This is a genomic window from Magnetospirillum gryphiswaldense MSR-1 v2, from assembly GCF_000513295.1.
Classification (GTDB): Bacteria; Pseudomonadota; Alphaproteobacteria; order Rhodospirillales; family Magnetospirillaceae; genus Magnetospirillum; species Magnetospirillum gryphiswaldense.
This window is the reverse complement of the sequence record NC_023065.1, coordinates 2,767,000-2,792,815: the sequence shown is the minus strand read 5'-3', so window position 1 is coordinate 2,792,815 and position 25,816 is coordinate 2,767,000. Positions and strand designations below refer to the sequence as shown.

At 63.9% G+C, this 25,816-nt stretch carries 20 protein-coding genes; 14 read left to right on the top strand and 6 right to left on the bottom strand.

Going from position 1 to position 25,816, the window contains the following annotated elements; translation table 11 throughout:
• The first annotated feature begins 11 nt into the window (after positions 1 to 11).
• The 10 genes from MGMSRV2_RS13210 to MGMSRV2_RS13165 all read left to right on the top strand — a co-directional run bounded on the left by MGMSRV2_RS13210 (position 12) and on the right by MGMSRV2_RS13165 (position 11,203).
• Complete coding sequence (locus MGMSRV2_RS13210) at positions 12 to 1,028, top strand: TAXI family TRAP transporter solute-binding subunit (RefSeq protein WP_041633626.1); 1,017 nt, start codon at positions 12 to 14, stop codon at positions 1,026 to 1,028.
• A gap of 128 nt (positions 1,029 to 1,156) precedes the next feature.
• A complete protein-coding gene (locus MGMSRV2_RS13205; RefSeq protein ID WP_024080861.1) occupies positions 1,157 to 2,917 on the top strand; it encodes a DNA polymerase III subunit gamma/tau in 1,761 nt (586 codons plus the stop codon).
• Positions 2,914 to 3,237 (top strand): YbaB/EbfC family nucleoid-associated protein, encoded by a 324-nt coding sequence (locus MGMSRV2_RS13200; protein ID WP_024080860.1) that lies wholly within the window; start codon positions 2,914 to 2,916, stop codon positions 3,235 to 3,237. The genes MGMSRV2_RS13205 and MGMSRV2_RS13200 overlap by 4 nt, the downstream gene beginning before the upstream one ends.
• Before the next feature lie 15 nt (positions 3,238 to 3,252).
• A complete protein-coding gene (recR, locus tag MGMSRV2_RS13195; protein WP_024080859.1) occupies positions 3,253 to 3,843 on the top strand; it encodes a recombination mediator RecR in 591 nt (196 codons plus the stop codon).
• A 202-nt stretch (positions 3,844 to 4,045) separates the two neighbouring features.
• Positions 4,046 to 6,052: a hydrogenase 4 subunit B gene (gene hyfB / locus MGMSRV2_RS13190; protein WP_024080858.1), complete on the top strand. Its 2,007-nt coding sequence runs from the start codon at positions 4,046 to 4,048 to the stop codon at positions 6,050 to 6,052.
• A complete protein-coding gene (locus tag MGMSRV2_RS13185) occupies positions 6,049 to 6,996 on the top strand; it encodes a respiratory chain complex I subunit 1 family protein (RefSeq protein ID WP_024080857.1) in 948 nt (315 codons plus the stop codon). The genes hyfB and MGMSRV2_RS13185 overlap by 4 nt, the downstream gene beginning before the upstream one ends.
• Positions 6,996 to 7,661, top strand: coding sequence for a hydrogenase 4, membrane subunit (locus MGMSRV2_RS13180; RefSeq protein ID WP_024080856.1), 666 nt, complete (start codon positions 6,996 to 6,998; stop codon positions 7,659 to 7,661). Before MGMSRV2_RS13185 ends, MGMSRV2_RS13180 begins: the two co-directional genes overlap by 1 nt.
• Entirely contained in the window at positions 7,658 to 9,151 is a 1,494-nt protein-coding gene (locus MGMSRV2_RS13175) for a hydrogenase 4 subunit F (RefSeq protein WP_024080855.1), read from the top strand. The genes MGMSRV2_RS13180 and MGMSRV2_RS13175 overlap by 4 nt, the downstream gene beginning before the upstream one ends.
• 7 nt (positions 9,152 to 9,158) lie before the next feature.
• Positions 9,159 to 10,676, top strand: coding sequence for a hydrogenase large subunit (locus tag MGMSRV2_RS13170; protein WP_024080854.1), 1,518 nt, complete (start codon positions 9,159 to 9,161; stop codon positions 10,674 to 10,676).
• A complete protein-coding gene (locus MGMSRV2_RS13165; RefSeq protein ID WP_024080853.1) occupies positions 10,673 to 11,203 on the top strand; it encodes an NADH-quinone oxidoreductase subunit B family protein in 531 nt (176 codons plus the stop codon). The genes MGMSRV2_RS13170 and MGMSRV2_RS13165 overlap by 4 nt, the downstream gene beginning before the upstream one ends.
• Here MGMSRV2_RS13165 and MGMSRV2_RS13160 read toward each other — a convergent pair.
• Positions 11,200 to 12,012: an ABC transporter permease gene (locus tag MGMSRV2_RS13160; RefSeq protein WP_024080852.1), complete on the bottom strand. Its 813-nt coding sequence runs from the start codon at positions 12,010 to 12,012 to the stop codon at positions 11,200 to 11,202. The genes MGMSRV2_RS13165 and MGMSRV2_RS13160 overlap by 4 nt on opposite strands.
• 34 nt (positions 12,013 to 12,046) lie before the next feature.
• Between MGMSRV2_RS13160 and MGMSRV2_RS13155 the strand changes: the two genes are divergently transcribed.
• Positions 12,047 to 12,604 carry a regulatory protein RecX gene (locus MGMSRV2_RS13155; RefSeq protein ID WP_024080851.1) on the top strand — a complete coding sequence of 186 codons (558 nt, stop codon included), beginning with the start codon at positions 12,047 to 12,049 and terminating at the stop codon, positions 12,602 to 12,604.
• Here the strand turns inward: MGMSRV2_RS13155 and MGMSRV2_RS13150 are convergent.
• Positions 12,601 to 13,758: a mechanosensitive ion channel family protein gene (locus MGMSRV2_RS13150; RefSeq protein WP_024080850.1), complete on the bottom strand. Its 1,158-nt coding sequence runs from the start codon at positions 13,756 to 13,758 to the stop codon at positions 12,601 to 12,603. The genes MGMSRV2_RS13155 and MGMSRV2_RS13150 overlap by 4 nt on opposite strands.
• Positions 13,759 to 13,834: 76 nt before the next feature.
• Between MGMSRV2_RS13150 and arsC the strand changes: the two genes are divergently transcribed.
• Together arsC and MGMSRV2_RS13140 are read left to right on the top strand one after the other, a co-directional pair.
• Positions 13,835 to 14,179, top strand: coding sequence for an arsenate reductase (glutaredoxin) (gene arsC / locus MGMSRV2_RS13145; protein WP_041634498.1), 345 nt, complete (start codon positions 13,835 to 13,837; stop codon positions 14,177 to 14,179).
• A 171-nt stretch (positions 14,180 to 14,350) separates the two neighbouring features.
• Positions 14,351 to 16,051, top strand: a complete 1,701-nt coding sequence (locus MGMSRV2_RS13140; RefSeq protein ID WP_024080848.1) for a methyl-accepting chemotaxis protein — start codon at positions 14,351 to 14,353, stop codon at positions 16,049 to 16,051.
• A gap of 11 nt (positions 16,052 to 16,062) precedes the next feature.
• Here MGMSRV2_RS13140 and MGMSRV2_RS13135 read toward each other — a convergent pair whose 3' ends face one another.
• The 3 genes from MGMSRV2_RS13135 to ccrA form a co-directional block, all read right to left on the bottom strand.
• Positions 16,063 to 16,914, bottom strand: coding sequence for a C-type lectin-like domain-containing protein (locus tag MGMSRV2_RS13135; protein ID WP_024080847.1), 852 nt, complete (start codon positions 16,912 to 16,914; stop codon positions 16,063 to 16,065).
• Between the two features lie 162 nt (positions 16,915 to 17,076).
• Positions 17,077 to 18,741 (bottom strand): acyl-CoA dehydrogenase family protein, encoded by a 1,665-nt coding sequence (locus MGMSRV2_RS13130; RefSeq protein WP_024080846.1) that lies wholly within the window; start codon positions 18,739 to 18,741, stop codon positions 17,077 to 17,079.
• A 78-nt stretch (positions 18,742 to 18,819) separates the two neighbouring features.
• Positions 18,820 to 20,088, bottom strand: a complete 1,269-nt coding sequence (ccrA, locus tag MGMSRV2_RS13125; protein ID WP_024080845.1) for a crotonyl-CoA carboxylase/reductase — start codon at positions 20,086 to 20,088, stop codon at positions 18,820 to 18,822.
• Between the two features lie 221 nt (positions 20,089 to 20,309).
• Here ccrA and MGMSRV2_RS13120 point away from each other — a divergent pair, with 221 nt between their 5' ends.
• A complete protein-coding gene (locus MGMSRV2_RS13120; RefSeq protein WP_024080844.1) occupies positions 20,310 to 22,283 on the top strand; it encodes a protein meaA in 1,974 nt (657 codons plus the stop codon).
• A gap of 54 nt (positions 22,284 to 22,337) precedes the next feature.
• On the opposite strand, the gene metH is transcribed toward MGMSRV2_RS13120, so the two are convergent.
• Positions 22,338 to 25,814, bottom strand: coding sequence for a methionine synthase (metH, locus tag MGMSRV2_RS13115; protein WP_024080843.1), 3,477 nt, complete (start codon positions 25,812 to 25,814; stop codon positions 22,338 to 22,340).
• Positions 25,815 to 25,816: the final 2 nt, after the last annotated feature.

Genomic DNA, 25,816 nt, shown 5'->3' with positions numbered 1-25,816 from the left:
ACGTGCAGACGATGCAGCTGATGCGCCGCTTCGCCCGGGCGGCTGCCGTGGTGGCGGTTTTCATGGCCTTTCAGGGTCAGGCCACGGCCCAGGAATTGCGCTTTTTCCAATTGGGGACCGGCCCGACCGGCGAGACCCGCTTTCCCGTCGGCGGCCTGATCGCCAACGCGCTGTCCAATCCCCCCGGCTCGCGCGAGTGCGAAAAGGGCGGGTCATGCGGTGTGCCCGGTCTGGTGGCGGTGGCCAAATCCACCGGCGGTTCGGTCGCCAATGTGGAAGCCATCGGGCAAAAGCGTCTCGATGCCGCCCTGGTTCATGCCGACATCGCCTATTGGGCCTATCACGGCACCGGCATCTACAAGGGCAAGGGAGCGGTGTCCAATCTGCGCGGCATCGCCATGCTGTATCCGGAAACCCTGCATCTGGTGGCGCGCAAGGGGGCCAAGATCGCCTCGGTCAAGGATTTGCGTGGCAAGAAGGTGTCGTTCGGCGACAAGGATTCCGGTTCGCTGGTCCATGGCCGGTTGTTGCTGGAAGGCTATGGCATCGGTGAAAAGCAGATGAAGCTGTCGTTCCTGAAGCCCGGCGCCGCCGCCGATGCCCTGGCCGCCGGCGAGTTGGACGCCTTTTTGATGGTCGATGCCTTTCCGGTGCCGGTGATCGCCGATCTGGCCCGCAAGACCGCCATCAATCTGGTGCCGTTGGACGGGCCGGAAGCGGCCAAGATGCTGGAGCGCTTCCCCTTTTTGCTGCAATCCCAGATCGACGGCGGCACTTATGACGGTATGGCCGATCCCGTCAAGTCGCTGGGCGTCGGCGTCGCCCTGGTCACCGGGGCCGAGCAGGATGAAAAGCTGATCTATGGGGTGACGCGGGCGCTTTGGCACCCCAGCACGCAAAAGCTGCTGACCCAGAACAGCCCGCACGGGGCCAAGATAAATCTGGATGCCCAGACCATCGAAAAGATGGGCATTCAGATCCATGGCGGCGCCTCGGCCTTTTATTTCGATGCCGGATTGGTGAGATAGGAAGCTTGGCGTGAGGCGCGGCCCGTGCCGGGCCCGTTCAGACGCCACGCGGGCTTAAGCGATTCCGACTTTATCGGAATCGCTGTTCCCCCCTTGGGAAATCGGATGCACCGATATATGGTTGGGCCATGACCGATACCGTTCAGCCCACGCCTTACCGCGTCCTTGCCCGCAAGTACCGTCCGACCGATTTCGCCACCCTGATCGGTCAGGACGCCATGGTGCGGACGCTGACCAACGCCATCGCCTCGGGTCGGTTGGCCCATGCCTTCGTGCTGACCGGCGTGCGCGGTGTGGGCAAGACGACGACGGCGCGGATCATCGCCCGCGCCCTCAACTGTATCGGCCCCGATGGCCAGGGCGGCCCGACCATCGACCCCTGCGGCCAGTGCGAACATTGCCGGGCCATCGCCGAGGATCGCCACGTCGATATCCTGGAGATGGACGCCGCCAGCCGCACCGGCGTGAACGATATCCGCGAGATCATCGAAAGCGTGCGCTACCGGCCGACCTCGGCCCGGTTCAAGGTCTATATCATCGACGAAGTGCACATGCTGTCCACCGCCGCCTTCAATGCCCTGTTGAAGACGCTGGAAGAACCGCCGGAACATGTGAAGTTCATCTTCGCCACCACCGAAATCCGCAAGATTCCGGTCACCGTGCTGTCGCGCTGCCAGCGTTTCGACCTGCGCCGGGTGGAAATGGAGGTGTTGACCAAGCATTTCGCTGCCATCGCCGACACGGAAGGGGCCGAGATCGAGCCGGCCGCCCTGCGCCTGATCGCGCGCGCCGCCGACGGCTCGGTGCGCGACGGGCTGTCGCTGTTGGATCAGGCCATCTCCCACGGCGCCGGGCTGGTGTCGGAAGCTCAGGTGCGCGACATGCTGGGGCTGGCCGACCGCGCCCGTGTCTTCGATCTGTTCGAATTGGTGATGAAGGGGCAGATGGCCCCGGCACTCGATCTGCTGGCGGAACAATATGCCCTGGGCGCCGATCCGGCGGTGGTGGTGCAGGACATGCTGGAACTGGCCCATTGGCTGACCCGGCTGAAGATCACCCCCGACGCAGCCGATTCCTCCGCCGCCTCGGAAACCGAAAAGGTCAAGGGCACGCAGATGGCCGGCGATCTGTCCATGGCCCAACTGACCCGCACCTGGCAGATGCTGTTGAAGGGGCTGGCCGAGGTGCGCTCGGCCCCCAATCCGTTGCAGGCGGCGGAAATGTCGCTGGTGCGGTTGGCCTATGTCGCCGATCTGCCCAGTCCCGCCGATCTGATCCAGCAATTGCGCGACAACCCGCCGTCACCGCGTGGTCCCGGCGGCGGCGGCGCTCCCGCTCCCGGTGGTGGCGGAACCGTTGCCTTATCGACACAAATGGTGTCCCCCGGTTCCATGGGCGGGCCGAGCGCGGCCTTGAAGATGGAGCCGGCCTTGGCCGCCCAACCCATCCACCTGCCGGCCATGCCGGCCAGCTTTGCCGAAGTGGTGGCGCTGTTCTCGGAAAAGCGCGAAGGCGTGCTGGCCGTGCATTTGCGCAATCAGGTCAATCCGGTCAAGTTCGAGGCGGGGCGCATCGAGTTCCGTCCCCATAAAAGCGCGCCGCACGATCTGGCGCCGCGCGTCTCGCGCCTGCTGTCGGAATGGACCGGGCGGCGCTGGACCGTCACCGTCAATCTGACTGACCCCGCCGATCCGACGCTGTCGGAACAAGAGGCCTTGGCCGAACACAAGCGGCGCGAGGACGCGGCCAACCATCCGCTGGTCCGCGCCGTTCTCGATGCCTTTCCCGGTGCCGCCATCGAAATCGTCCGCGATCTGGTGGAAGCGGAACCGGAAGAAAGCGATCTGGCCTTTGACGCCGATTTGACCCCAGGAGAAGAGGAACTATGAAGAATCTCGGCAATCTGATGAAGCAGGCCCAGCAGATGCAGGCCAAGATGGGCGAAATGCAGGCCAAGATGGCGGAGATGGAAGTCTCGGGTGCTGCCGGCGGCGGCATGCTGCAGGTGACCCTGAACGGCAAGTTCGAGCTGAAGAAGATCAAGATCGACAAGTCGCTGGTCGACCCCGAAGACGTGGAAGTGCTGGAAGACCTGATCGTCGCCGCCTTCAACGACGCCAAGGTCAAGGCCGAGGTGGCCATGCAGGACGAGATGGCCAAGCTGACCGGCGGGTTGAACCTGCCCGCCGGCATGAAGCTGCCGTTTTGAGGGCGGAATAAAATCATGGTCGGCCCCGAGATCGAGCGCCTGATGCAACTGCTGTCGCGGTTGCCCGGCTTGGGGCCGCGTTCCGCCCGCCGGGTGGCGCTGCATCTGGTGGAAAAGCGTGAAACCCTGCTGCTACCGCTGGCCAAGGCGTTGAGCGCGGTGGGCGACAGCGTCAAGACCTGTTCGGTTTGCGGCAATTTCGACAGCGTCGATCCCTGTTCCATCTGTGCCGATCCCCGCCGCGACCAGACCATCCTGTGCGTGGTCGAGGGCGTCGGCAGCCTGTGGGCGATGGAGCGGGCCGGCGTGTTCAGCGGGCGCTATCACGTGTTGGGCGGTTTGCTGTCGGCGCTGGACGGCATCGGCCCCGACGATCTGGGCCTGGGCCGGCTGCGGGCACGGCTGGACGGTTCCATCCGTGAAGTGGTGGTGGCCACCCCGGCCACGGTCGAGGGCCAGACCACCGCCCATTACATCGCCGATTTCCTTGCCGATTGCGGTATTACCGTATCGGGGCTGGCCCATGGCGTGCCGGTGGGCGGCGAGTTGGATTATCTCGACGACGGCACTATCGGCGCCGCCTTGCGGGCGCGGCGCAGTTTCTGACGGATTGTTTAATCAGCTTTCCGATGCCGGTTAGCCCCTTGTCCTCGGGCCAGCCGCTGGTTTAAGCTTTGCCCCGCCTGAATAAAATAAATCATCAAGCCGCCACAGGCCGGCATCCGGGAGAGCGCCCCGTCCGGGGTTGGAGGTTTTTCGTGCGTGCTTCGATTCGCCTGGGCCGCTTGCGGCCGGGAAGCCTTTTGCCATGCTGATCGCCGGCGCCTTGCTGTCGTTGCCGCTGCTGGCCCTGTTCGCGGTGCTGGTCGGCAGGCGCGATGTGGGCCATTCCATCACCTATGCCGGCTGCTTCGTCGCCTCCATCGCCTTGCTGGCCGGCGGGTTGACCTATCTGGGCGGCCATGATGCCTCGCCCCGGCTGGTGTTGCCCTTGGGCCTGCCGTGGCTGAAGGCGCATTTCCGCATCGACAATCTGTCGGCGCTGTTCATGCTGATGATCAATCTGGGCGCCGCCGCTGCTTCCGCCTTCGCCGTCGGCTACAGCCAGCATCTGCCGCAACGCCGCCGCGTCACCCCGTTCTTCCCCCTGTTCCTGCTGGCCATGAATCTGGTGTTGATGGCCGATGACGCCTTCATCTTCCTGGTCTCGTGGGAATTCATGTCGCTGGCGTCGTGGCTGATGGTGGTGTCCGACCACACGGAAGAAGAAAACCGCAAGGCCGGCAACGTCTATCTGATCATGGCCGCCTTCGGCACCTTCTGTCTGTTGCCGGCCTTCGGCCTGATGGCCGGGCCCGGCGGCGATTTCACCTTCGACGCCATGCGCATCAAGGATTTGGGGCTGATGGGCGGTTTCCTGGTGGCGCTGCTGGCCATCATGGGCGCCGGGTCCAAGGCCGGGCTGGTGCCGCTGCACGCCTGGCTGCCCTTGGCCCATCCCGCCGCCCCCAGCCATGTCTCGGCCCTGATGAGCGGGGTCATGACCAAGGTGGCGCTTTACGGCATGATCCGTATCCTGCTCGACCTGCACGGCACCTTGTCGTGGCATTGGGGCGCTGGCCTGATGCTGGTGGGGGGGATCACCGCCGTCATGGGCGTGCTCTATGCGGTATTGCAGGACGATCTGAAAACCCTGCTGGCCTATTCCACCGTGGAAAATATCGGCGTCGCCGTCATCGGTCTGGGCTTGGCCATCGCCTTCAAGGGCGACGGTCAGACCGAACTGGCCGCCCTGGCCCTGGTCGCCAGCCTGTATCACATGGCTAACCATTCGGTGTTCAAGACCCTGCTGTTTCTGGGCGCCGGCGCCGTCATCAGCGCCACCGGCCACCGGTCGCTGACCGTTTTGGGCGGATTGCTCAAGCGCATGCCGTGGACCGGCACCGCCTTTCTGGTCGGCGCCGCCGCCATTTCCGCCCTGCCGCCGTTGAACGGCTTCGTCTCGGAATGGCTGATCCTGCAATCGTTGTTCAAGGGACCGGCCATGCCCCATTGGGCGATGAAGTTCGGCGTCCCCGTGGTCGGCGCCTTTCTTGCCCTGGCCGCAGCGCTGGCCGCCACCTGCTTCGTCCGCGCCTATGGCATCGCCTTTTTGGGCCGCCCCCGTTCCACCGATGCCGCCCAGGCGACCGAGGTCAGCTTCGGCATGCGCTGGTCCATGGTGGTGCTGGCGGTGCTGTGCGTGGTGCTCGGCGTCATCCCGGTCACCGTCACCGACGCCCTGTCGCATGCGGTGCAGCCTTTGACCGGCGTCCAGTTCGCCGTTTCCGCCGATCTGGGCTGGCCGTGGCTATCGCCGGTCTCGGCCACCCGCGGCGCCTATTCCGGCACCATCCTGGTCATGTTCGGGCTGGCCCTGTTCGCCATCGCCATCTTCACCGTGCACCGTCTGGGCACCCAGGCCATCCGCCGGGCCGATCCGTGGGATTGCGGCCATCCCGAGGACATCCCCCAGACCCAGTACACCAGCCAATCCTTTGCCCAGCCGCTGCGCCGGGCCTTCGGTCACACCATCTTCCAGGCGCGGGAAACGGTGGTTATGCCCGAGCCGGGCGACGATGCCCCCGCCACCCATAAGGTCACCATGTTCGATCCCATCTGGTCGGGCCTGTACGCCCCCCTGGGTCGGGTCATCGGCTGGATCGCCGACCACGTCAACCGGCTGCAATACCTGACCGTGCGCGGTTATCTGCTGATGATGTTCCTGACCTTGGTGTTCATGCTGTTGGTGGTGGCGGTGAGGCAACAGCTATGAACGCGATGATCTGGCAAGTCCTGCAAATCATCCTGGTGGTGGCGCTGGCGCCCTTGATCACCGGCTATGTCCGTTGGGTGAAAGCCCGGCTGAACGGACGGCGCGGGCCGTCGCCGATCCAGCCCTATCGCGACCTTTATCGGCTGCTGCAAAAGGAAGCCATCGTCGCCCATTCGGCCAGTTGGATTTTCCGCGCCGCCCCTTACGTCACCTTCGCCAGCGTCTGGCTGGCGGCCTGCATCGTGCCGACCTTCACCACCAACATGGTGCTGGCCCCGGCGGCCGATCTGATCGCCCTGGTGGCTTTGCTGGCGGTGGGCCGGTTCTGGACGGCGCTGGCCGGCATGGATGTGGGCACCGCCTTCGGCGGCCTGGGCGCCAGCCGCGAGATGCTGATCGCCTCTCTGGCCGAGCCGGCCATGCTGATGGTGACCTTTTCACTGTCGCTGATCTCGGGGACCACGGCGCCGGGCCAGATCGTCGCCTTCGTCCTCGCCGGCAATGTGGGGGTGGAAGTCAGTCTGGGCTTGGCCCTGGCCGCCCTGGTCATGGTCGCCATCGCCGAGAACGGGCGCATCCCCATCGACAACCCGGCCACCCATCTGGAACTGACCATGGTGCACGAAGCCATGGTGTTGGAATATTCCGGTCGTCATCTGGCCATGATCGAGGCGGCCAGCATGGTGCGGCTAACCTTGTTCATCGCCCTCATCGCCACCTTGTTCGCGCCCTGGGGCATCGCCCAGCCCGGCGCCGGGCCGCTGGGGGTGCTGGTGGGCATGGGCGCGTTCCTGGCCAAGACCTTCCTGCTGGCCAGCGCCCTGGCGGTGTTCGAGACCTCCATCGCCAAGATGCGGGTGTTCCGCTATGCCGATTTCCTGGGCGGCGCCCTGCTGTTGGGGTTGCTGGCCACCATCTTCCTTTACGTTTCCGAGGCGGTGTGATGAACCAGCAATTCAGCTATGACATCGCCCATCTGATCGGTGCCACCGTGCTGATGGCCGGGTTCAGCCTGCTGTATCAGCGCCGGCTGTTCGCCGTGCTCAACAGCTTCGCCTTCCAGGCCCTGGCCCTGGCCGCCGCCGCCGCCTGGCAGGCGCATGTGCAAGACGCGCCGCACCTTTATTTCACCGCGGCCATCGCGCTTCTGTTCAAGGCCATCGCCGTGCCCTTCGCGCTGCACTGGCTGGTGGAGCGCTTAGGCATCCACCGGGCGGTGGAGACGGCCTTGTCCATCGGCTGGACCATGATCGTCGGCGTCGCCCTGGTGGCCCTGTCAATCATGCTGGTGCTGCCGGTGACCGCTGCGGCGGCGGCGCTGACCCGCGAATCCCTGGCTCTGGCCATGAGCGTGGTGCTGCTGGGCATGTTGATGATGATCACCCGCCGCAACGCGGTGACCCAGGTGGTCGGCTTCATGGCCCTGGAAAACGGTCTGATCCTGGCCGCCGTCTCGGCCAAGGGCATGCCCTTGGTGGTGGAAATCTCCATCGCCTTCTCGGTGCTGGTGGCCATGACCTTGTTCGGCATCTTCTTCTTCCGTATCCGCGAGCGCTTCGATTCGCTGGACGTGGCCTATCTGGAAAGCTATCGCGGGGATCGGTCATGAGCCTGGATGCCTTGATCATCGCCTTGTCCGACAACCCGCTGCTGCTGATCCTGGCCATTCCGCTGGCGTCCGCCGGTTTCCTGGCGGTGCTGCCCGGCTGGCGGCTGGCGTCGTGGCTGAACATCGCCGTCTCGGGCGCCACCTTCGCCGCCAGCCTGTCGCTGTTCAGCCATCGTCCGCCCGACACCAGGCTGCTGTTCATCGACGATTTCAACATCTATCTGGTGGCGCTGACCACCTTCGTCGGTTTCACCACCGCCATCTTTTCCGCCGGCTATATCGCGCGCGAGGCGGATTCCGCCCGCCTGTCCGATCTGCACCTGCGCTTCTATCATTCCATGTATCAGGCTTTCCTGTTCACCATGCTGCTGGCGTTGACCGCCAACAATACCGGGGTGATGTGGGTGGCGGTGGAGGCGGCGACCCTGACCACCGTGCTGATGGTCAGTCTCTATCGCACCCGTGAAGCCATCGAAGCGGCGTGGAAATACTTCATCCTGTGTTCGGTCGGCATCGGTCTGGCCCTGTTCGGCACCACCTTGGTCTATCTGGCGGCGCAGCCGGTGATGGGCGACGGCGCCGACGCCATGGCCTGGACCTTGTTGATCAAGCAGGCGGCGCGCTTCCACCCCGATCTGCTCAATCTGGCCTTCGTCTTCCTGCTGGTCGGCTATGGCACCAAGGTTGGGCTGGCACCCTTGCACGCCTGGCTGCCCGACGCCCATGCCGAGGGGCCGACGCCCATTTCGGCGGTGCTGTCGGGGCTGCTGTTGAACGTGGCGCTTTATGCCCTGCTGCGCTTCAAGATGCTGATCTCCGCCAATCCCGATACCTTGGCGCCGGGGCCGCTGATGATCCTGATGGGGTTGTCCAGTCTGTTCCTGTCCGGTTTCATGCTGTACCGGCGCGGCGACATCAAGCGCCTGTTCGCCTATTCCTCCATCGAACACATGGGGCTGATCACCTTCGCTTTCGGCATGGGCGGGCCTTTGGCCAATTTCGCCGGGCTGTTGCACATGACCATGCATTCGTTGACCAAGTCGGGCATCTTCTTCGCCGTCGGCGCCATCACCCAGAACGGCGGCACCAAGCGGCTGAATGAGATTCGCGGCCTGACCGTCAGCCATCCGGTGCTGGGCTGGACTTTCGCCATCGCTGTCCTGGCCATCGCCGGCCTGCCGCCCATGGGCGTGTTCATGAGCGAGTTCCTGGTGGTCAGTTCCACCTTCGCCCGCCAGCCCTTGCTGGCCATTCCGCTGATCATCGCCTTGCTGGTGGCCTTCGCCGCCCTGATCATGCGCTTGCAGGCGATGATCTTCGGTGCCCCGCCGCCCATGCCGCGTCATGCGCACGGCCAGCAAACGACTTTCGGCACGGTACTGGCCTATACACCGCTGCTGCTGCATGTGGGGCTGGTGGTGGTGGCCGGTCTGTATCTGCCCGCGCCGCTGGTCCGGTGGTTCGAACACGTGGCGAAACTGTTGGGATGATGCGGCCATGATGGGAAACGTCACCCTGCTGGAATTTCTGTCCATGGGCCGCGAGGTGGCCAACCACCGCCCGTGGCCGCGCTATCAGCTGGATGCCAAGGGCTGGCGCCAGTTGGCCGAACAGATGACCGTGTCCAACTGGGAAATTCTGGCCGAATGGGGCGAGCCGGCGGAAGTGCACGTGCTGTTGCGCGGCGAGGATTCAGGCGCCATCGCCGTCGCCTCGCATCCTTGCCCCGACGGTGCCTTCTTCGCGCTCGGCCAAGTGCGCCCGGCAGCCATCCGGCTGGAACGGGCCATCCGCGATTTGTGGGGGGTGATCCCTGAAGGGCTGGAGGACCAGCGCCCGTGGCTGGATCACGGCCATTGGCGGGTCAGCCATCCGCTGGGCCATCCGCGCCAGTATGATGGCGGGCGCCATATCTATAAGTTCCTCACCGCCGAGGGCGACGGTTTGCATCAAATCCCCGTCGGCCCGGTCCATGCCGGGGTGATCGAACCGGGGCATTTCCGCTTTCACTGCCAGGGCGAAACGGTGGTGCGGCTGGAAGAACGCCTGGGCTATGTCCATAAGGGCATCGAGGGACTGCTGGCCGGCAAGCCGATCCTGGATGCCGCCCGCATCGCCGGCAGGGTGTCGGGCGATGCCACGGTGGCCTACGCCATCGCCTTCGCCCGCGCGGTCGAGGCCGCCTTGGGCCAGGATGCCCCGCCGCGTGCCCATTGGCTGCGCGCCCTGATGGCCGAACTGGAGCGGGTCGCCAACCACCTGTTCGACATCGGCGCCATCTGCAACGACGCCGCTTTCGCCATCATGCTGTCGCACATGGGGGCGCTGCGCGAGCAGATATTGGCCGCGAATAACGCCATTTTCGGTCACCGCCTGCTGATGGACCGCGTCGTCCCCGGCGGCGTCAGCATGGATTTGGACGAAGCCGGGCGGCAAAGGCTGGCGGCGCTGCTGCCCCGCCTGCGGCACGGCTTCAAGCGGGCGGTGGCGCTTTACGAGCAGACGCCGTCGCTGTTGGACCGCACCACCGGCACCGGTACGATCCAGGGCACCTTGGCCCATCGTTTCGCCGTCTCCGGCTTTGTCGGCCGGGCCTCGTCGCGCAGCGTCGATGCCCGCCGTATGCCCGGCTATCCGCCCTATGACGATCTGGATTTCACCATTCCGGTGCTGGCCGAGGGTGACGTCCATGCCCGCGTGCAGATCCGCATCGAGGAGGTGCGGGCGTCGCTGTCGCTGATCGAGCAGATTTTGACCGGCCTGCCCGGCGGCGCTTTCCTGACGGCGCTGCCCATGCGCGCCGGCGAGGGCGTGGCGCTGGTGGAATCGTTCCGCGGTGAGGTGGCCTTTTGGGTGCGCTTGTCGGAAACCGGCAAGGTGGTCCGCGCCCATCCGCACGATCCGTCCTGGTTCCAGTGGCCGCTGTTGGAAGCGGCGATCGAGGGCAACATCGTCGCCGACTTTCCGCTGTGCAACAAGTCGTTCAACTGTTCCTATTCGGGCCACGACCTATGATTCCGCCCATCGCCAAAATGCTGGCTCGCCACCTGCTGCGCCCACATACGACCAAGGACAAATTCAATCCGGCGGAAGCCGCGTTGCGCGAACTGGCCGACAGCCTGGGGCTGGCCGCCCAGGCCAAGCTGGGCCGGTCCTTGGCCATCCGCGCGGTGGATGCCGGGTCATGCAATGGCTGCGAGCTGGAAATCCACGCCGTCAACCACCCGGTCTACGACCTGGAACGCTTCGGTATCAAGTTTGTCGCCAGCCCGCGCCATGCCGATGTGCTGCTGGTCACCGGCCCGGTCAGCTGGAACATGGCGGAAGCCCTGCGCCGTACGGTGGAGGCAACGCCGGAACCGCGTTGGGTGGTGGCCATGGGCGATTGCGCCATCGACGGCGGCTGCTTCGCCGGCTCTTACGCCGTGGCCGGCGGTGCGGCTGCCATCGTGCCGGTGGACATGACCATCCCCGGCTGTCCGCCCACCCCCATCAACATCATCGCCGGTCTGCTGGCGCTGCTGGAGGCGGTGGACGGTTAGGCCTTCAGTTTATAGCCGGTGGACAGCATGCGCCAGGTCAGCGCCAGCAGGGCCAGATCGGCCAGTCCCACCACCATCAATCCCACCGCCAGCGATCCGTCGGCATGACCGATGAAGCCATAGCGGAAACCGTCGATCATGTAAAAGAATGGATTGGCCAGGGCGATGGCGTGAAAGCCTTCCGGCAGGCGGTCGATGGTGTAGAAGGTTCCGGACAGGAACGACAGCGGCGTGACGATGAAATTGGTCACCGCCGCCATGTGGTCGAACTTGTCGGCCCAGATGCCGCCGACCATGCCCAGAAGCGACAGCAGCAACGACCCCATCACCGCATGGAAGACGATGAAGAAGGCGTCGTGCACATGGACATTGACGAACAACGTCATCACCAGCCCGACCACCAGTCCCACCACCACGCCGCGGATCACCCCGCCCAAGGCCACCGCCAGGGTCTGTTCCGTCGCCGACAGGGGCGGCATCAGCATATCAACGATATTGCCTTGGACCTTGGCGATGATCAGCGACGACGAGGTGTTGGCGAAGGCGTTCTGCACCATGGCCATCATGATCAGGCCCGGCGCCAGGAACTCGACGAAGGGCACGCCGTGCACATCCGCCGCCACCCGACCGAGCGCCAGGGCGAACACCGCCAGAAACAGCAGCGTCGTCACCACCGGGGCCATGATGGTCTGGAAATAGACCTTGAGGAAGCGGCGCACCTCCTTGGCCAACAGGGTATAGAACCCCAGCCAGTTGACCATCCCATAGCTGCGGGGGACCGGCGGCAGGGTGGCGATAGGGTCTTTCATGGCGTGCAAGCTCCGTTGGCGCTAGATTGCGGCCATGGCCGCCACTCGCATCCCCACCAGGATCACCCCGCAATACCTCGAGAATGCAGCGTTGCATTACCTTGAACGCTTCGCCGCGTCCAGTGCCGGTTTGCGCCGGGTGCTGTTGCGCAAGGTCGACCGCTCGGTCGCCCATTGGGGCGGCGAGCGCGCCGACCATCTGGCGGCGGTGGACGCGGTCATCGTCAAGCTGACCAATCTGGGCTATCTGAACGACCAAGCCTTCGCCGAGATGAAGACCCGGGCGCTGCATCGCCAGGGCAAGGGCAGCCGCGCCATCCGCGCCACCTTGGCGGCCAAGGGGGTGGACAGCGACCTGGCCGAACAGGCCATGGAAACCCTGACCGAAGAACACGCCCAACCCGATCTTGCCGCCGCCGTCAAACTGGCGCGCAAGCGCCGTCTCGGCCCCTTTCGCCTGCCAGAAAAGCGGGCGGAGACGCGGGCCAAGGATATGGCGGCCCTGGCCCGCGCGGGCTTCGATTTCGACACCGCGCGGCGGGTCATCGATGCCGACAGCGTCGACGGGCTGGAAGAGTTGCTGACGTCTTAGCTCGGCTTCATCTTGCCGTCGGCACCCATCAGCAAGGTGGCCGCCGGTGTGGGAAAGCGAATGCCCTCGGCGTCGAAACGTTGTTTGATGCGACGGTTGAACTCGCGCGCCACCGCCCATTGCTGCAACGCCTTGGTGCGGAAGCGGGCGCGGACGATGACCGCATTGGTGTCGAAACGCTCGAGCCCCAGCACCTCCAGCGGATTAAGGATTTTGCCGGCCCATTCGGGCTCGACCAGCATTTCATCGCCCAACCGGTTGAGCTCGGTGCTGACCCGGTCCACATCCTCGCCATAGCAGACGCCCACGTCGAAGACGGCAAAGGCGAATTCCTTGCTCATATTGGTCACCGATCCCACCGACGAAAACGGGATGGAATGCAAGGCGCCGCTGGAATCGCGCAGTTTCAGTGCCCGAATGGACATGCTTTCCACCGTACCGGCATGGACGGCATCGATGCGCACCACATCGCCGATGGAAATGGTGTCCTCGATCAGGATGAAGATGCCGGTGATGATGTCTTGCACCAGCTTTTGTGCGCCGAAGCCGACGGCGATGCCGACCACGCCGGCACCGGCCAACAGCGGGGCGATGTTGACGCCCAATTCCGACAAGATGATCAGCGCCACCATGACCGTCAGAACCATACGCACCACCAGCCGCAGCAACGGCAGCAAGGTGCGCACCCGGCGCGACCGCTCGATGGCGTTGCCGTCCTTGTCGGTCCGTTGCAGATAGCGGCGGATGGAGGTCGCCACCAGGCGCCATACGGCATAGGCGATCCCCAGCGCCGACAGGATGGAAATGAGGCCGCCAATCAGGCGCTGGCCGATGCCTTGGGACAGCCATTTGGCCGCACCGCCGCCCCATTGCCCCACCATCGACCACAGTGAACGTTCGAGCTTGTCGGGGATGACGTTCAAGAGGGCCGAGCTGTCGTTGCCCTGCACCAGCGAACCATTCGCCTTGGTGTTCTGCGCCTTCAACAGCAGCTTCAACTGGCCGACCAGCTTGGCCCGGGCGGAATCATCCTCGAGGGTGGCGACCAGCCTTTCCACCTCGGCGGCGCTTTGCGCCCGCGCCGGCTGGGCGGTGGCGAAAGCGGTGACGGCAAAGGCGATCAGGCAGAACAGGCGCAGCAAGGCAATCATCATCGGTCCCATCTTGCCGGGTCAAAGAGGCGGGCTCACAATGGGTGCTGCTTTTGTGGTTTTCAAGGATTCAAAACGTATGACCGAGGTGACCATCTATCACAATCCGCGCTGCTCCAAATCGCGCGAAACCCTGAAGCTGCTGGAGGATCAGGGCGTGACACCGCGGGTGGTGGAGTATCTGAAGACTCCGCCCAGCGCCGCCCTATTGGCCGCCATCCTGGCCAAACTGGGCAAGGGGCCGAAGGACATCATCCGCAAGAAGGAAGTCGCCGAGGTCGGTATCGACGTGGGCGGGCTGTCCGATCAGGCGCTGATCGCGGCGCTTGCCGCCAATCCCACGGCCATCGAGCGGCCCATCGTCGTCAAGGGCGACAAGGCCGCCCTGGGCCGCCCACCGGAAAACGTGCTGACCATTTTGTGAATTCTCCCCCCCTGGGCCAGGCCCTGTCCAGGGGGCGTAGTTCCAATGAATGCTCCGTATACCTTGGTTTTTTAATATTACACTTTTTATACCCAGGGTTTCGCCATATGCGGACATGACCGAACATGTCTTTCCCCTGCATCCTTTGCCATGCAATGGACAAAGGGCAGCATGATGCTGGAAAACATAAGCATTTCTAATAAGATCCTGGGGATCGTCGCATTTCTGGGGCTTGTCGCCGCCGGTATCGCCGGCCTGGGGACCAATGGCTTGATGGTGCTGAACTCCAACGCCCAAGACATCGTCGAGACCGCCGAGGAAATCCGCATCGCCGCCCGCCTCAACGAAAATGTGGTCGAGCTGAACCGGGCGGAATATTGGGCAGCCACCGATCCCGCCGCCTATGAGCAGATCGCCGAAAACGTCAAAAAGGTCAGCGCAACCCTGGATGACCGCCTGAGCCGCTTGGAAAAAAACGCCGGCCCCAATCAGGCCCGCCTGCTGGCTGATGTTCGCCAAGCCTATGCCACCTATGGCAAGTCGGTACAGCAATCGCTGGAAACGGCCCATAGGCATCGTGACCATGTCAGCTTGGATGCGGCGCGCAAGGAAATCGCCGATCAGGTCGCCGTCAGCCGCCTCAATGCCCGCGCCTTACGCAACAAGGTCAACGAGTTCGTCACCTATACCGACGACAAGAGCGAGAAAATCAAGGCCGAGGCCGACCAGCAGGCCAACGTCCTGTCCAAGACCATGATCATCGGTGCCGCCGCCGGCATCATCATCGGCTTGGTCATCGGCCTTGCCGTCGCCCGCAAGGGGATCGTCACCCCCATTCATCGTATCGTCGACACCTTGAAGAACCTGGCCCATGGTCGCCTGGATATCGACATCCTGGGGACCGGACGCAAGGACGAGATCGGCGACATCGCCCGCACCGCTTTGGTGTTCCGCGACAACGCCCAAGAGGCCGAACGGCTGCGGACGGAAGCGGCGGCACAGGAAGGCCGGGCCGCGGCCGAGCGCAAGCAAGCCATGCTGGGCATGGCTGACGATTTTGAGAACCGGGTCAAATCATTGATCATCGCCGTATCGTCGGCGGCCACCGAATTGCAGGCGACCTCGCAGCAATTGTCGGCGACGGCGGAAGAAACCAGCCGGCAAGCCGGTGCGGTGTCGGCAGCATCGGAACAGACATCGGCCAATCTGCAAACGGTGGCCGCCGCCACCGAGGAAATGTCGGCGTCGGTGGATGAAATCACCCGCCAGATCAACACCGCCGCGCAACGCACGCGGGAAGTGGCCGGCGACGCCAAGGCCACCGACGAGGCGGTGGCGCAATTGGCTGAAACCGCCAATCGCATCGGTGATGTGGTCCGCCTGATCAATGAAATCGCCAGTCAGACCAATCTGTTGGCGCTCAATGCCACCATCGAGGCGGCGCGCGCCGGCGACGCCGGCAAAGGTTTTGCCGTCGTTGCCCACGAGGTGAAATCCCTGGCCAATCAGACCGCCAACGCCACCGGAGAAATCGGCAGCCAGATCAACACCATCCAGAATGCGATGAAAGTGGCGGTCGCCGCGGTGAGCAAGATCGTCAGCGGTATCGGCGATGTCGACGGCATCACCGCCACCATCGCCGCCTCGGCGGAAGAGCAATCGGCCTCGACCGGTGAAATCTCACGCAATGTCTCGGAAGCAGCCCACGGCGCCCAGGAAGTCAGCGGTAATGTCATCGGCGTCATGCGGGCGTCGGAAGAAACCGGCTCGGCTTCGACCGTCGTCTTGGAATCGGCGTCGCAACTGGCGCGTCAGGCCTCGGATCTGTCGCGCGAAGTGGAGACCTTCCTGGCCGAAGTGCGGGCGGCGTAGTCGCCGGTTCGTCAGCGTGGGGCTTTGTCGTATTCGATGATAAAGCCCTGCGCGCGGCCTTCGCGGCCCTCGCCATGGGTGCCGAAACGGTGCGGGAAATCACCCCAGGTGGGGACCGGCTTATTGACCTCGCCAAAGGCCAGGACGTTCTGGTTGCCGGTGGCGTCGTTGGGCTGGGTGTTGTTGCGCAGGTCGTTGTCGCCGGACATGCCGTCCCAGGCCCAGTTCTCATAGCTCCATGCTTCGCCGCTGACCCAGCGCCAGCCGCCCTTGGGTTCGCTGGCGCCCGCTGGCTGGAACCCGCCCAGGAACGGGCCGTTCATGACGAAGTTATGGGTGTGATCCCATTCAAACCAAAATTTGCGATCACTGATCAGGGCAAAGACGAAATCGTTTTCCGCAGTCGAGTGCAGGGTGGCCAGATAGCCGCCGGCCTGCTCGGCCAGGGCTTTGGCCTGTGTCCAGTTGACGCCGCCTTGCGGCAGATAGACCACTTCGTACCAATGAGTCTCGCCGCTGGGCAAAATGAAGGAAGCCGGAGCCAGGCGATCGAAGGGGACCGGAATGGTATCGAAGGTCAGGCGCGGACTGGCGGGAAAGCCGGTTTCGTTCCCTCGTTCGTCCAAAGCCGGGCGCCCGCCGCCGCCGGGCGGGCGCGACGGGACACATTGCAACTTGTCGCCACGACGCTGGCACGCACCATTCATGGTGCCATTGGGTGTCGGATGGCTGCATTCCGCTCCGCTGTCCTTGCCATCACAGGCGGCGAAGGCTTCGGGCGGCGGACCACCCATGGGTTGGGCCAAGGCCGGCACCGCCACCGACACCACGAGCACGCCCATCACCACGGCAAAACGCAGCATCGCCACCCCCCATGAAAAAAGCCGGCAGGGTGGTCCCTGCCGGCTTTTACTCTAGACCAGTTTCAGCTAAAGCGGAAACTGGTCTAACTCTTACAAATGGCCCGTGACGGGCCGCTCAGGCTTAGCGCATATACACGCTTTGCGTGAAAATGCGCTAACAGCTCAGCCCCGGGCCCCGGACAACAAGCCGCGGGCGATGACTTGGGCCTGGATTTCCGCCGCGCCCTCGAAGATGTTGAGGATGCGGGCGTCACACAGGATGCGGCTGATCTGGTATTCCTCGGCATAGCCGTTGCCGCCATGGACCTGCAACGCGTTGTCGGCGTTGGACCAGGCGACGCGGGCGCCCAACAGCTTGGCCATGCCGGCCTCGATGTCGCAGCGGTGGCCGCCATCCTTTTCGCGCGCCGAGAAATACGTGAGCTGGCGGGCGATCATGGTTTCCACCGCCATCCAGGCGATCTTGCAAGCCACGCGCGGGAACTTGTAGATGGGCTTGCCGAACTGCACCCGATCCTTGGCGTATTGCTGGCCGATTTCCATGGCGTTCTGGGCGACGCCGATGGCGCGGGCGGCGGTCTGGATACGGGCCGATTCAAAGGTTTCCATCAGCTGCTTGAAGCCCTGGCCTTCGACTTGACCCAGCAGATTGGCCGCCGGCACCTTGAAGCCGTCGAAGCCCAATTCGTATTCCTTCATGCCGCGATAGCCCAACACCTTGATCTCGCCGCCGGTCATGCCGGGGGTGGGGAAGGGGTTTTCCTCGGTGCCGCGCACTTTCGGCGCCAGGAACATGGACAGGCCGCGCCAATCCTTGGTGTTGGGATCGGTGCGCACCAAAAGCGCCATGACGTCGGTGCGCGACGCATGGGTGATCCAGGTCTTGTTGCCGGTGACGACGTAATCGTCGCCTTCCTTGACCGCGCGGGTGCGCAGGCTTCCCAGATCCGAGCCGGTATTGGGTTCGGTGAACACGGCGGTGGGCAGAATCTCGCCCGAGGCGATTTTCGGCAGCCATTCTTCTTTTTGCTCTTGGGTACCGCCCAGGCGGATCAACTCGCCGGCGATTTCGGCGCGGGTGCCCAAGGAGCCGACGCCGATATAGCCGCGCGACAATTCCTCGGTGACCACGCACATGGAGGTTTTGCTCATGCCCAGACCACCGAATTCCTCCGGCAGGGTCAGGCCGAACACGCCCATTTCCGCCACTGCGTTCAAGACCTCGAGCGGGATCAACTCGTCCTTCAAATGCCATTCATGGGCATAAGGGGCGACGTTATCCTCGACGAAGCGGCGGAACTGGTCACGGATCAATTCCAGGGTTTCGTCATCAAGCGCCAGTTCACCGTAATGGTGGCCGTCCTCGATCAACTGGGCGATGCGCACGCGCACGGCCGCCGCGTTGCCGGACTTGCGCAAAATGCTGACCGCTTCCGAATGGTGCTTGTGACAGGCACCCGAATCCAGGCCCAGATCGATGGGGCGGATGATCTCGCCCTGGCTCATGGGGATGCCGCCGTAAATCTGGGCGCAATATTCGCCGTAGGCCGATTGCAGCATCAGCTGTTCCAGCTCGCCCAGCTTGCCGGCGGCGCCGACGCGCTTGGCCCAATCCAGCATCTGTTCCAGCGCCGCCACGTAGGTGGACAGCCAGGCATAGCCGTGGGCGGCCTGCTGGTTGGCTTCAAACAGGGCGGAATCGATCTTGCCATCCTTGCTCACCATGGCCGTCACCGATTCCTTGGCGGCGGCGTGCAGACCACGCACGGTTTCGAGCGCGCTTTCACAGGTGGGGATCAGATCGTCGATCAGCAGCGAGGCGGTCATGGCGCTTGTCCTAAAGGGGGGAGGCTGAATAGGAAAAGCCCCCGCCGCCCATAAAGCGGCGGGGGCGGTTTCGGGGCTTTATTCGCCCTCGATGCAGTCTTCGATGGTGTAACGACCGGGCTTCTTGGCCTGGACCATCACCGCCATGTTGCCGGGCTTGTGCTGGTTCTTCAGCATCTTCATGTGGGCGGCCGGGATATCCTCCCAGACATAGCATTCCGACATGCACGGATCGATGCGGCGTTCGATCACCAGCTGGTTGGCCTGGCTGGCCTGCAGCAGGTTGGCGAAGTGGCTGCCCTGGATACGCTTCTGGCGCATCCAGACGAAGCGGGCGTCGAAGGTCAGGTTGAAGCCGGTGGTGCCGGCACAGAACACCACCATGCCGCCGCGCTTGACCACGTTGCACGACACCGGGAAGGTAGCTTCGCCGGGATGTTCGAAGACGAAATCCACGTCGTTGCCCTTGCCGGTGACGTCCCAGATGGCCTTACCGAACTCGCGCACCTTCTTCATATAGGCGGCGAACTCGGCCTGGTCGCCGTCGACGTCGGGCAATTGGCCCCAGCAATCGAAATCCTTGCGGTTGATCACGCCCTTGGCGCCGAGGCCCAAGACGAAGTCACGCTTGTCTTCTTCCGAGATGACGCCGATGGCGTTGGCGCCCGACACCGCGATCAGCTGGATGGCCATGGAGCCCAGGCCGCCGGCGGCGCCCCAGACCAACACGTTGTGGCCCGGACGCAGCACGTGCGGACGATGGCCGAACAGCATGCGATAGGCGGTGGCCAGGGTCAGGGTGTAGCAGGCGCTTTCTTCCCAGGTCAGGTGCTTGGGCCGATGCATGACCTGCTGGGCCTGCACACGGGTGAACTGGGCGAACGAGCCGTCAGGGGTTTCATAGCCCCAGATGCGCTGGGTCGGCGAATTCATCGGGTCGCCGCCGTTGCATTCCTCGTCGTCGCCATCGGTCTGGTTGCAGTGCACGACCACTTCGTCGCCCACTTTCCAGCGCTTGACCTTGGAGCCCACCGCCCAAATGATGCCCGAGGCGTCGGAGCCGGCGATGTGATAGGCGGCCTTGTGGTAGTCGAAGGGCGAGATGGGCTTGCCCAGGGCGGCCCAGACGCCGTTGTAGTTGACGCCGGCGGCCATCACCATGATCAGCACTTCATGCGGATCGATGTCGGGGGTGTCGACCACTTCCACCAGCATGGCGGTATCGGGGTTGCCGTGCCGTTCCTTGCGGATGGCCCAGGCGTACATCTGCTTCGGCACGTGACCCAGCGGCGGGATCTCACCGATTTCGTAAAGGTCCTTCTGCACTTGGGCCTGAACTTCGCTCATCCCACTCACTCCCTGCATGGCAAGCTGGTAATCTGATGGTCCCGCTGGCCCATGGGCGCGGCGGAGCTTCGTTTTAGCGTTTTGCGGCTTTCTTCGCAATGCACAAAATGATAGTTTGTTTCGCGAAGGGCCGATATCGAGAAATTTTAGGTCGCTCGCATGCGGCCCTCGTGAGGCTTTATATCTTTGATTAACGCGCCAATGCAGGAAGGTAGCGACCCATGACGGACAAGACCCCCGCCCGCGAGAAGCCCTGGCTGTTCCGCACCTATTCGGGCCACAGCTCGGCGGCGGAATCCAACAAGCTGTTCCGTGCCAATCTGGGCAAGGGCCAGACCGGCCTGTCGGTGGCCTTCGACCTTCCCACCCAGACCGGCTACGATTCCGATCATGTGCTGGCGCGCGGCGAAGTGGGCAAGGTGGGCGTGCCCATCTGCCATATTGGCGACATGATGACGCTTTTCCAGGATATCCCGCTGGAAAAGATGAACACGTCCATGACCATCAACGCCCCCGCCGCCTGGCTGCTGTCCTTGTACATCGCCACCGCCGAGAAGCAGGGCGCGGCGCGCTCCAGCCTGAACGGCACCACCCAGAACGACATCATCAAGGAATACCTGTCGCGCGGCACCTATATCTTCGGGCCGCAGCATTCCTTGCGCCTGACCAGCGACGTCATCGCCTTCACCTACCGCGAGGTTCCCAAGTGGAACCCCATGAACGTCTGCTCGTACCACCTGCAAGAGGCCGGGGCGACGCCGGAACAGGAACTGGCCTTCGCCCTGGCCACCGCCATCGCCGTGCTCGATACCGTGCGCCCCGTCGTGCCGCCCGAGGATTTCTCGGTGGTGGTCAGCCGTATCTCGTTCTTCGTCAATGCCGGCATCCGTTTCGTCACCGAATTGTGCAAGATGCGGTCCTTCACCTATCTGTGGGACGAAATCTGCCGCACCCGTTATGGCATCACCGACGAGAAGGCCCGGCGCTTCCGCTATGGCGTCCAGGTCAATTCCCTGGGCCTGACCGAGCCGCAGCCGGAAAACAACGTCTATCGCATCTTGCTGGAAATGCTGGCGGTGGTGCTGTCGAAAGACGCCCGCGCCCGTGCCGTCCAGTTGCCGGCCTGGAACGAGGCCCTTGGCCTGCCGCGTGAATGGGACCAGCAATGGTCGCTGCGTCTGCAACAGATCGTCGCCTATGAAACCGATCTGTTGGAATTCGGCGACATCTTCAACGGCTCGACCGAAATCCAGCGCAAGGTGGATGAATTGATGGCCGATGCCCGCGACGAGCTGAAGCGCATCGACGATATGGGCGGCGCCGTTTCGGCGGTGGAATCCAGCTACATGAAGCAGAAGCTGGTGGAAGCCAACGCCCGGCGCATCGGGGCCATCGAATCGGGTGAACAGATCGTCGTCGGCGTCAACAAGTGGACGGAAACCGAGCCCAGCCCGCTGACCGGCGGTGACGGCTCGATCCTGACCGTCGACCATAAGGTCGAGGCCGAGCAGATCGAACGGCTGAAGGCGTTCAAGGCCACCCGCGATCAAGGCGCGGTGGAAGCCGCCCTGGCCGGCCTGCGCGCCGCCGCGAGCGAAGGCCGCAACGTCATGGAGCCGAGCATCACCGCCGCCCATGCCGGGGTGACCACCGGCGAATGGGCACAGACCCTGCGCGAGGTGTTCGGCGAATATCGGGCACCGACCGGTGTTTCCCGCGCTTCCGCCAACACCAAGGGCGAGAAGATCGTCGATGTGCGCGCCAAGGTCGAGACCGTGTCGGCCAAATTGGGCCGTCGGGTCAAGATGCTGGTGGGCAAGCCCGGTCTGGACGGTCATTCCAACGGCGCTGAACAGATCGCTGTCCGTGCCCGCGACGCCGGCATGGAAGTGGTCTATGAAGGCATTCGCCTGACCCCGGCCCAGATCGTCAATGCCGCCCTGGAAGAAGGCGTGCACGTGGTCGGCCTCTCCATCCTGTCGGGCAGCCATATCCCGCTGGTGACCGAAGTGCTGGAACGCATGAAGGCCGCCGGTATCGGTGATATCCCGGTGGTGGCCGGCGGCATCATCCCGCCGGAAGACGAAAAGCTGCTGCTGGCGGCGGGCTGTGCCCGCATCTACACGCCCAAGGATTACGACATCACCACCATCATGGGCGATATCGTCGATCTGGTCGGCGCCCGCGCGGCGTAACCTTAACCCGGACCAAGAAAAACCCCCTGTCGCTTGGCGGCAGGGGGTTTTTTATCAAACCGTGAAGTACTTGGCCTGCGGATGGACGCAGACGATGGCGCTGGTGCTTTGTTCCGGCTCCAACTGGAATTCGTCGGACAGGGTGATGCCGACGCGGTCGGCGCCCAACAGCGCCAGCAATTGCTTCTGGTCCTCGACGTTGGGGCAGGCGGGATAGCCGAAGCTGTAACGCGAGCCCTGGTAGTTCTGCTTCAACAGCTTGTCCATGTCGGCGGCGTCCTGGGCCGCGAAGCCCAACTCGGCGCGGATGCGCTTGTGGACGTATTCGGCCATGGCCTCGGCCATCTCCACCGACAGGCCGTGCAGGTACAGGTAATCCTGGTACTTGTTGGCCTCGAACCATTGCCGCGCCACGTCCGACGCCTTTTGCCCCATGGTCACCACCTGCAAACCGATGACGTCACGCACCGGGTCGCTGATGGGACGGAAGAAATCGGCGATGCACAAGCCGCCGTCGCGGGCCTGACGGGGGAAGCCGAAGCGGGCCAACTCGGTGCTGCCGTCGGTGTCGAACACCACCACCGAATCACCGTCGGCGGCGGCCTTCCAATAGCCATAGACGCCTTGGGCGTGCAGGATGCCTTCCTGGGAACAGCGCTTGAGCATGTTGAGGGCGATGGGCTTCAGTTCCTTGCTCGCCCAGGCCTTGAACTCGTCGATGCTCTTGCCCTGCTTCCGATAGCCCCAATGGAACTGATAGAGCATGGTCTCGTTGAGGAAGCCGGCCAGATTCTGCAAGGGGACGTTCTCGATCAGCTTGGCCCCCCAGAACGGCGGCACCGGCGGCGGCACGTCCCGGTGCAACTCGGCCCGGCGCATGGTCACCTCGTCCCAATCGACGGGACGCAGCGTGCTGGCCTCGGCCGGCTGGCCGATACGCTTGGAATTGCCCGATTTCGGCGCCTTGCTGCGCGCCTGCACATAAGTGTCGAACGAGCCGTCGGCCACCTTGGCCATCAAATCCAGGCCGTCGAAGGCATCGCGGGCATAGGCGACGCCGGAACCGCCATAGGCGTTCAGACAATCTTCCTCGACGAATTTGCGGGTCAGCGCCGCGCCGCCCAGCAGCACCGGCACGTCCAGGCCCTGGGCCCGCATTTCTTCCAGGTTGTCCTTCATGATCACGGTGGATTTGACCAACAGGCCGGACATGCCGACGGCATCGGCCTTGTGTTCCTTCGCCGCCTTGATGATCTCGCCCACCGGCTGCTTGATGCCGATATTGACCACCTTGTAGCCGTTATTGGTCAGGATGATGTCCACCAGATTCTTGCCGATGTCGTGGACGTCGCCCTTGACGGTGGCCAGCACCATGGTCGCCTTGGCCGAACCGTCGGATTTTTCCATGTGCGGCTCCAGATAGGCCACCGCCGCCTTCATGGTTTCCGCCGATTGCAGCACGAAGGGCAGTTGCATCTTGCCTGAGCCGAACAACTCGCCCACCACCTTCATGCCGTCGAGCAGCAGGTCGTTGATGATGGCCAAGGGCGCCCAGCCCTCGGCCATGGCGGCGGCCAGATCGTCGTCCAGGCCGGTGCGGTCGCCGTCGACGATGCGCTGCTTCAGGCGATCCTCGATCTTGGCCGGCAGCTCCTTCTTGTTTTCCGCCGCCTTGCGGTCGCCGAACAGGGCGATGAAGGCCTGCAACGGGTCGATGCCGGGGCTGCGGCGGTCGAAGATAAGGTCTTCAGCGGCATTGACCTCGTCCGCCGGGATGGAATGCAGGGGCAGGATCTTGGAGACATGGACGATGGCCCCGGTCATGCCGCGCTTGACGGCATAATCGTTGAACACCGAGTTCAGCACCTGCCGCGCCGCCGGCTTCAGGCCGAAGGAAATGTTGGACAGCCCCAGGACGATGCCGCATTCCGGCAATTCGCGGGCCAGGGCCTCGATGGCGTCCAGGGTTTCCAGGCCGAGCTTGCGGTCGTCCTCGTTGCCGGTGCAGATGGTGAAGGTGAGCGGGTCGAACAACAGATCGCCCGCCGGCAAGCCATGCTGGTTGACGGCGAAATCATAGAGGCGATGGGCGATGCGCAATTTGGCGGCGCAATCCTTGGCCATGCCCTCTTCGTCGATGGTCAGCGCCACCACCGCCGCGCCAAATTTCTTGGCCAGCTTCAGGCGGTCGGCGGCGTCTTCCTCGCCGTTCTCGAAATTGATGGAGTTCAAGATGGCCTTGCCGCCATAAAGCTTGAGCGCCGCTTCCAGCACCGGCAGTTCGGTGGAATCGATGACCAGGGGCGTGGTCACCGCGCCGCGCAGGCGGGTCACCACCTGGGTCATGTCGGCCACTTCCTTGCGGCCGACGAAGGCGGTGCAGACGTCAAGGGTGTGGCTGCCTTCCTTGACCTGCTCGCGCGCCATGGCGACGATGCCGTCCCAATCCTCGGCATCCTGCAAATCGCGGAACTTCTTCGAGCCGTTGGCGTTGCACCGCTCGCCGATGGCGAGAAAGGCGTTTTCCTGGCGCAATGTCACCTGGGAATACAACGATGCCACCGCCGGCACCCAATGGACGCTGCGCTTGACCGGATTGGGGCGATAGCCGGCGCCGATCCGCTGCAACATCTGATGGGTGGCACCGATATGGGCCGGCGTGGTGCCGCAGCAGCCGCCCAGCAGGTTGACGCCCATACCGACGAAACGTTCGTGCCACACCGCCAGTTCTTCCGGCAACAAAGGATAGCGGGTCTGGCCATCGACCAGTTCGGGCAGGCCGGCATTGGGCTGCAACGAAATCAGGTCGGGCCAGTTTTCCACCAGATACTTGACGTGTTCCAGCATCTCCTGCGGGCCGGCGGCGCAGTTGAGGCCCAGGGACGGCACGCCAAGGGAATGCACCACGGTGGCGGCGGCGGCGATGTCGGCGCCGACCAGCATGGTGCCGGTGGTTTCCACCGTCACCTGGACGAAGATGGGGGTGTCCTTGCCGGCAGTCGTGCGGGCGATCTTGGCGCCGTTGACGGCGGCCTTGATCTGCAACGGGTCCTGGCAGGTCTCGATCAGGATGGCGTCGGCGCCGCCGGCGATCTGGCCGGCGCATTGCACCACATAGGCCGCTTCCAACTCGTCATAGCCGATATGGCCCAGACTGGGCAGCTTGGTGCCGGGACCGACCGAACCGAGGACGAAACGGGCCCGGCCATCGCTGAATTCTTCCGCCGCCTCGCGGGCAATTTCAGCCGCGCGCTTGTTGAGGTCGAAGGCTTTGTCGGCGATGCCGAACTCGGCCAAGGTGATCGGGCTGGCGCCGAAGGTGTTGGTCTCGACCATGTCGGCGCCGGCGTTGAAATACTGCATGGCGATGTTGCGCACCACGTCGGGGCGCGATTCCACCAGGATGTCGGTGCAGTTTTCCAGCCCCATGAAATCCTTGTCCACCGACAGGTTCATGGCCTGGACCAGGGCGCCGGTCCCGCCGTCGCACAAAAGAACACGCTGGTGGAGATGGTCGAGAATATTGGTCATGC

What these genes read in the sequence shown, in the direction of transcription:
- MGMSRV2_RS13200 (WP_024080860.1), top strand. Translation starts at nt 2,914, where the DNA reads ATGAAGAATCTCGGCAATCTGATGAAGCAGGCCCAGCAGATGCAGGCC.
- arsC (WP_041634498.1), top strand. Translation starts at nt 13,835, where the DNA reads ATGACCGAGGTGACCATCTATCACAATCCGCGCTGCTCCAAATCGCGC.
- recR (WP_024080859.1), top strand. Translation starts at nt 3,253, where the DNA reads ATGGTCGGCCCCGAGATCGAGCGCCTGATGCAACTGCTGTCGCGGTTG.
- MGMSRV2_RS13150 (WP_024080850.1), bottom strand. Translation starts at nt 13,758, where the DNA reads ATGATGATTGCCTTGCTGCGCCTGTTCTGCCTGATCGCCTTTGCCGTC.
- MGMSRV2_RS13205 (WP_024080861.1), top strand. Translation starts at nt 1,157, where the DNA reads ATGACCGATACCGTTCAGCCCACGCCTTACCGCGTCCTTGCCCGCAAG.
- MGMSRV2_RS13185 (WP_024080857.1), top strand. Translation starts at nt 6,049, where the DNA reads ATGAACGCGATGATCTGGCAAGTCCTGCAAATCATCCTGGTGGTGGCG.
- MGMSRV2_RS13135 (WP_024080847.1), bottom strand. Translation starts at nt 16,914, where the DNA reads ATGCTGCGTTTTGCCGTGGTGATGGGCGTGCTCGTGGTGTCGGTGGCG.
- MGMSRV2_RS13155 (WP_024080851.1), top strand. Translation starts at nt 12,047, where the DNA reads ATGGCCGCCACTCGCATCCCCACCAGGATCACCCCGCAATACCTCGAG.
- MGMSRV2_RS13140 (WP_024080848.1), top strand. Translation starts at nt 14,351, where the DNA reads ATGATGCTGGAAAACATAAGCATTTCTAATAAGATCCTGGGGATCGTC.
- MGMSRV2_RS13175 (WP_024080855.1), top strand. Translation starts at nt 7,658, where the DNA reads ATGAGCCTGGATGCCTTGATCATCGCCTTGTCCGACAACCCGCTGCTG.
- MGMSRV2_RS13130 (WP_024080846.1), bottom strand. Translation starts at nt 18,741, where the DNA reads ATGACCGCCTCGCTGCTGATCGACGATCTGATCCCCACCTGTGAAAGC.
- MGMSRV2_RS13170 (WP_024080854.1), top strand. Translation starts at nt 9,159, where the DNA reads ATGATGGGAAACGTCACCCTGCTGGAATTTCTGTCCATGGGCCGCGAG.
- MGMSRV2_RS13160 (WP_024080852.1), bottom strand. Translation starts at nt 12,012, where the DNA reads ATGAAAGACCCTATCGCCACCCTGCCGCCGGTCCCCCGCAGCTATGGG.
- MGMSRV2_RS13210 (WP_041633626.1), top strand. Translation starts at nt 12, where the DNA reads ATGCAGCTGATGCGCCGCTTCGCCCGGGCGGCTGCCGTGGTGGCGGTT.
- MGMSRV2_RS13120 (WP_024080844.1), top strand. Translation starts at nt 20,310, where the DNA reads ATGACGGACAAGACCCCCGCCCGCGAGAAGCCCTGGCTGTTCCGCACC.
- metH (WP_024080843.1), bottom strand. Translation starts at nt 25,814, where the DNA reads ATGACCAATATTCTCGACCATCTCCACCAGCGTGTTCTTTTGTGCGAC.
- MGMSRV2_RS13165 (WP_024080853.1), top strand. Translation starts at nt 10,673, where the DNA reads ATGATTCCGCCCATCGCCAAAATGCTGGCTCGCCACCTGCTGCGCCCA.
- ccrA (WP_024080845.1), bottom strand. Translation starts at nt 20,088, where the DNA reads ATGAGCGAAGTTCAGGCCCAAGTGCAGAAGGACCTTTACGAAATCGGT.
- MGMSRV2_RS13180 (WP_024080856.1), top strand. Translation starts at nt 6,996, where the DNA reads ATGAACCAGCAATTCAGCTATGACATCGCCCATCTGATCGGTGCCACC.
- hyfB (WP_024080858.1), top strand. Translation starts at nt 4,046, where the DNA reads ATGCTGATCGCCGGCGCCTTGCTGTCGTTGCCGCTGCTGGCCCTGTTC.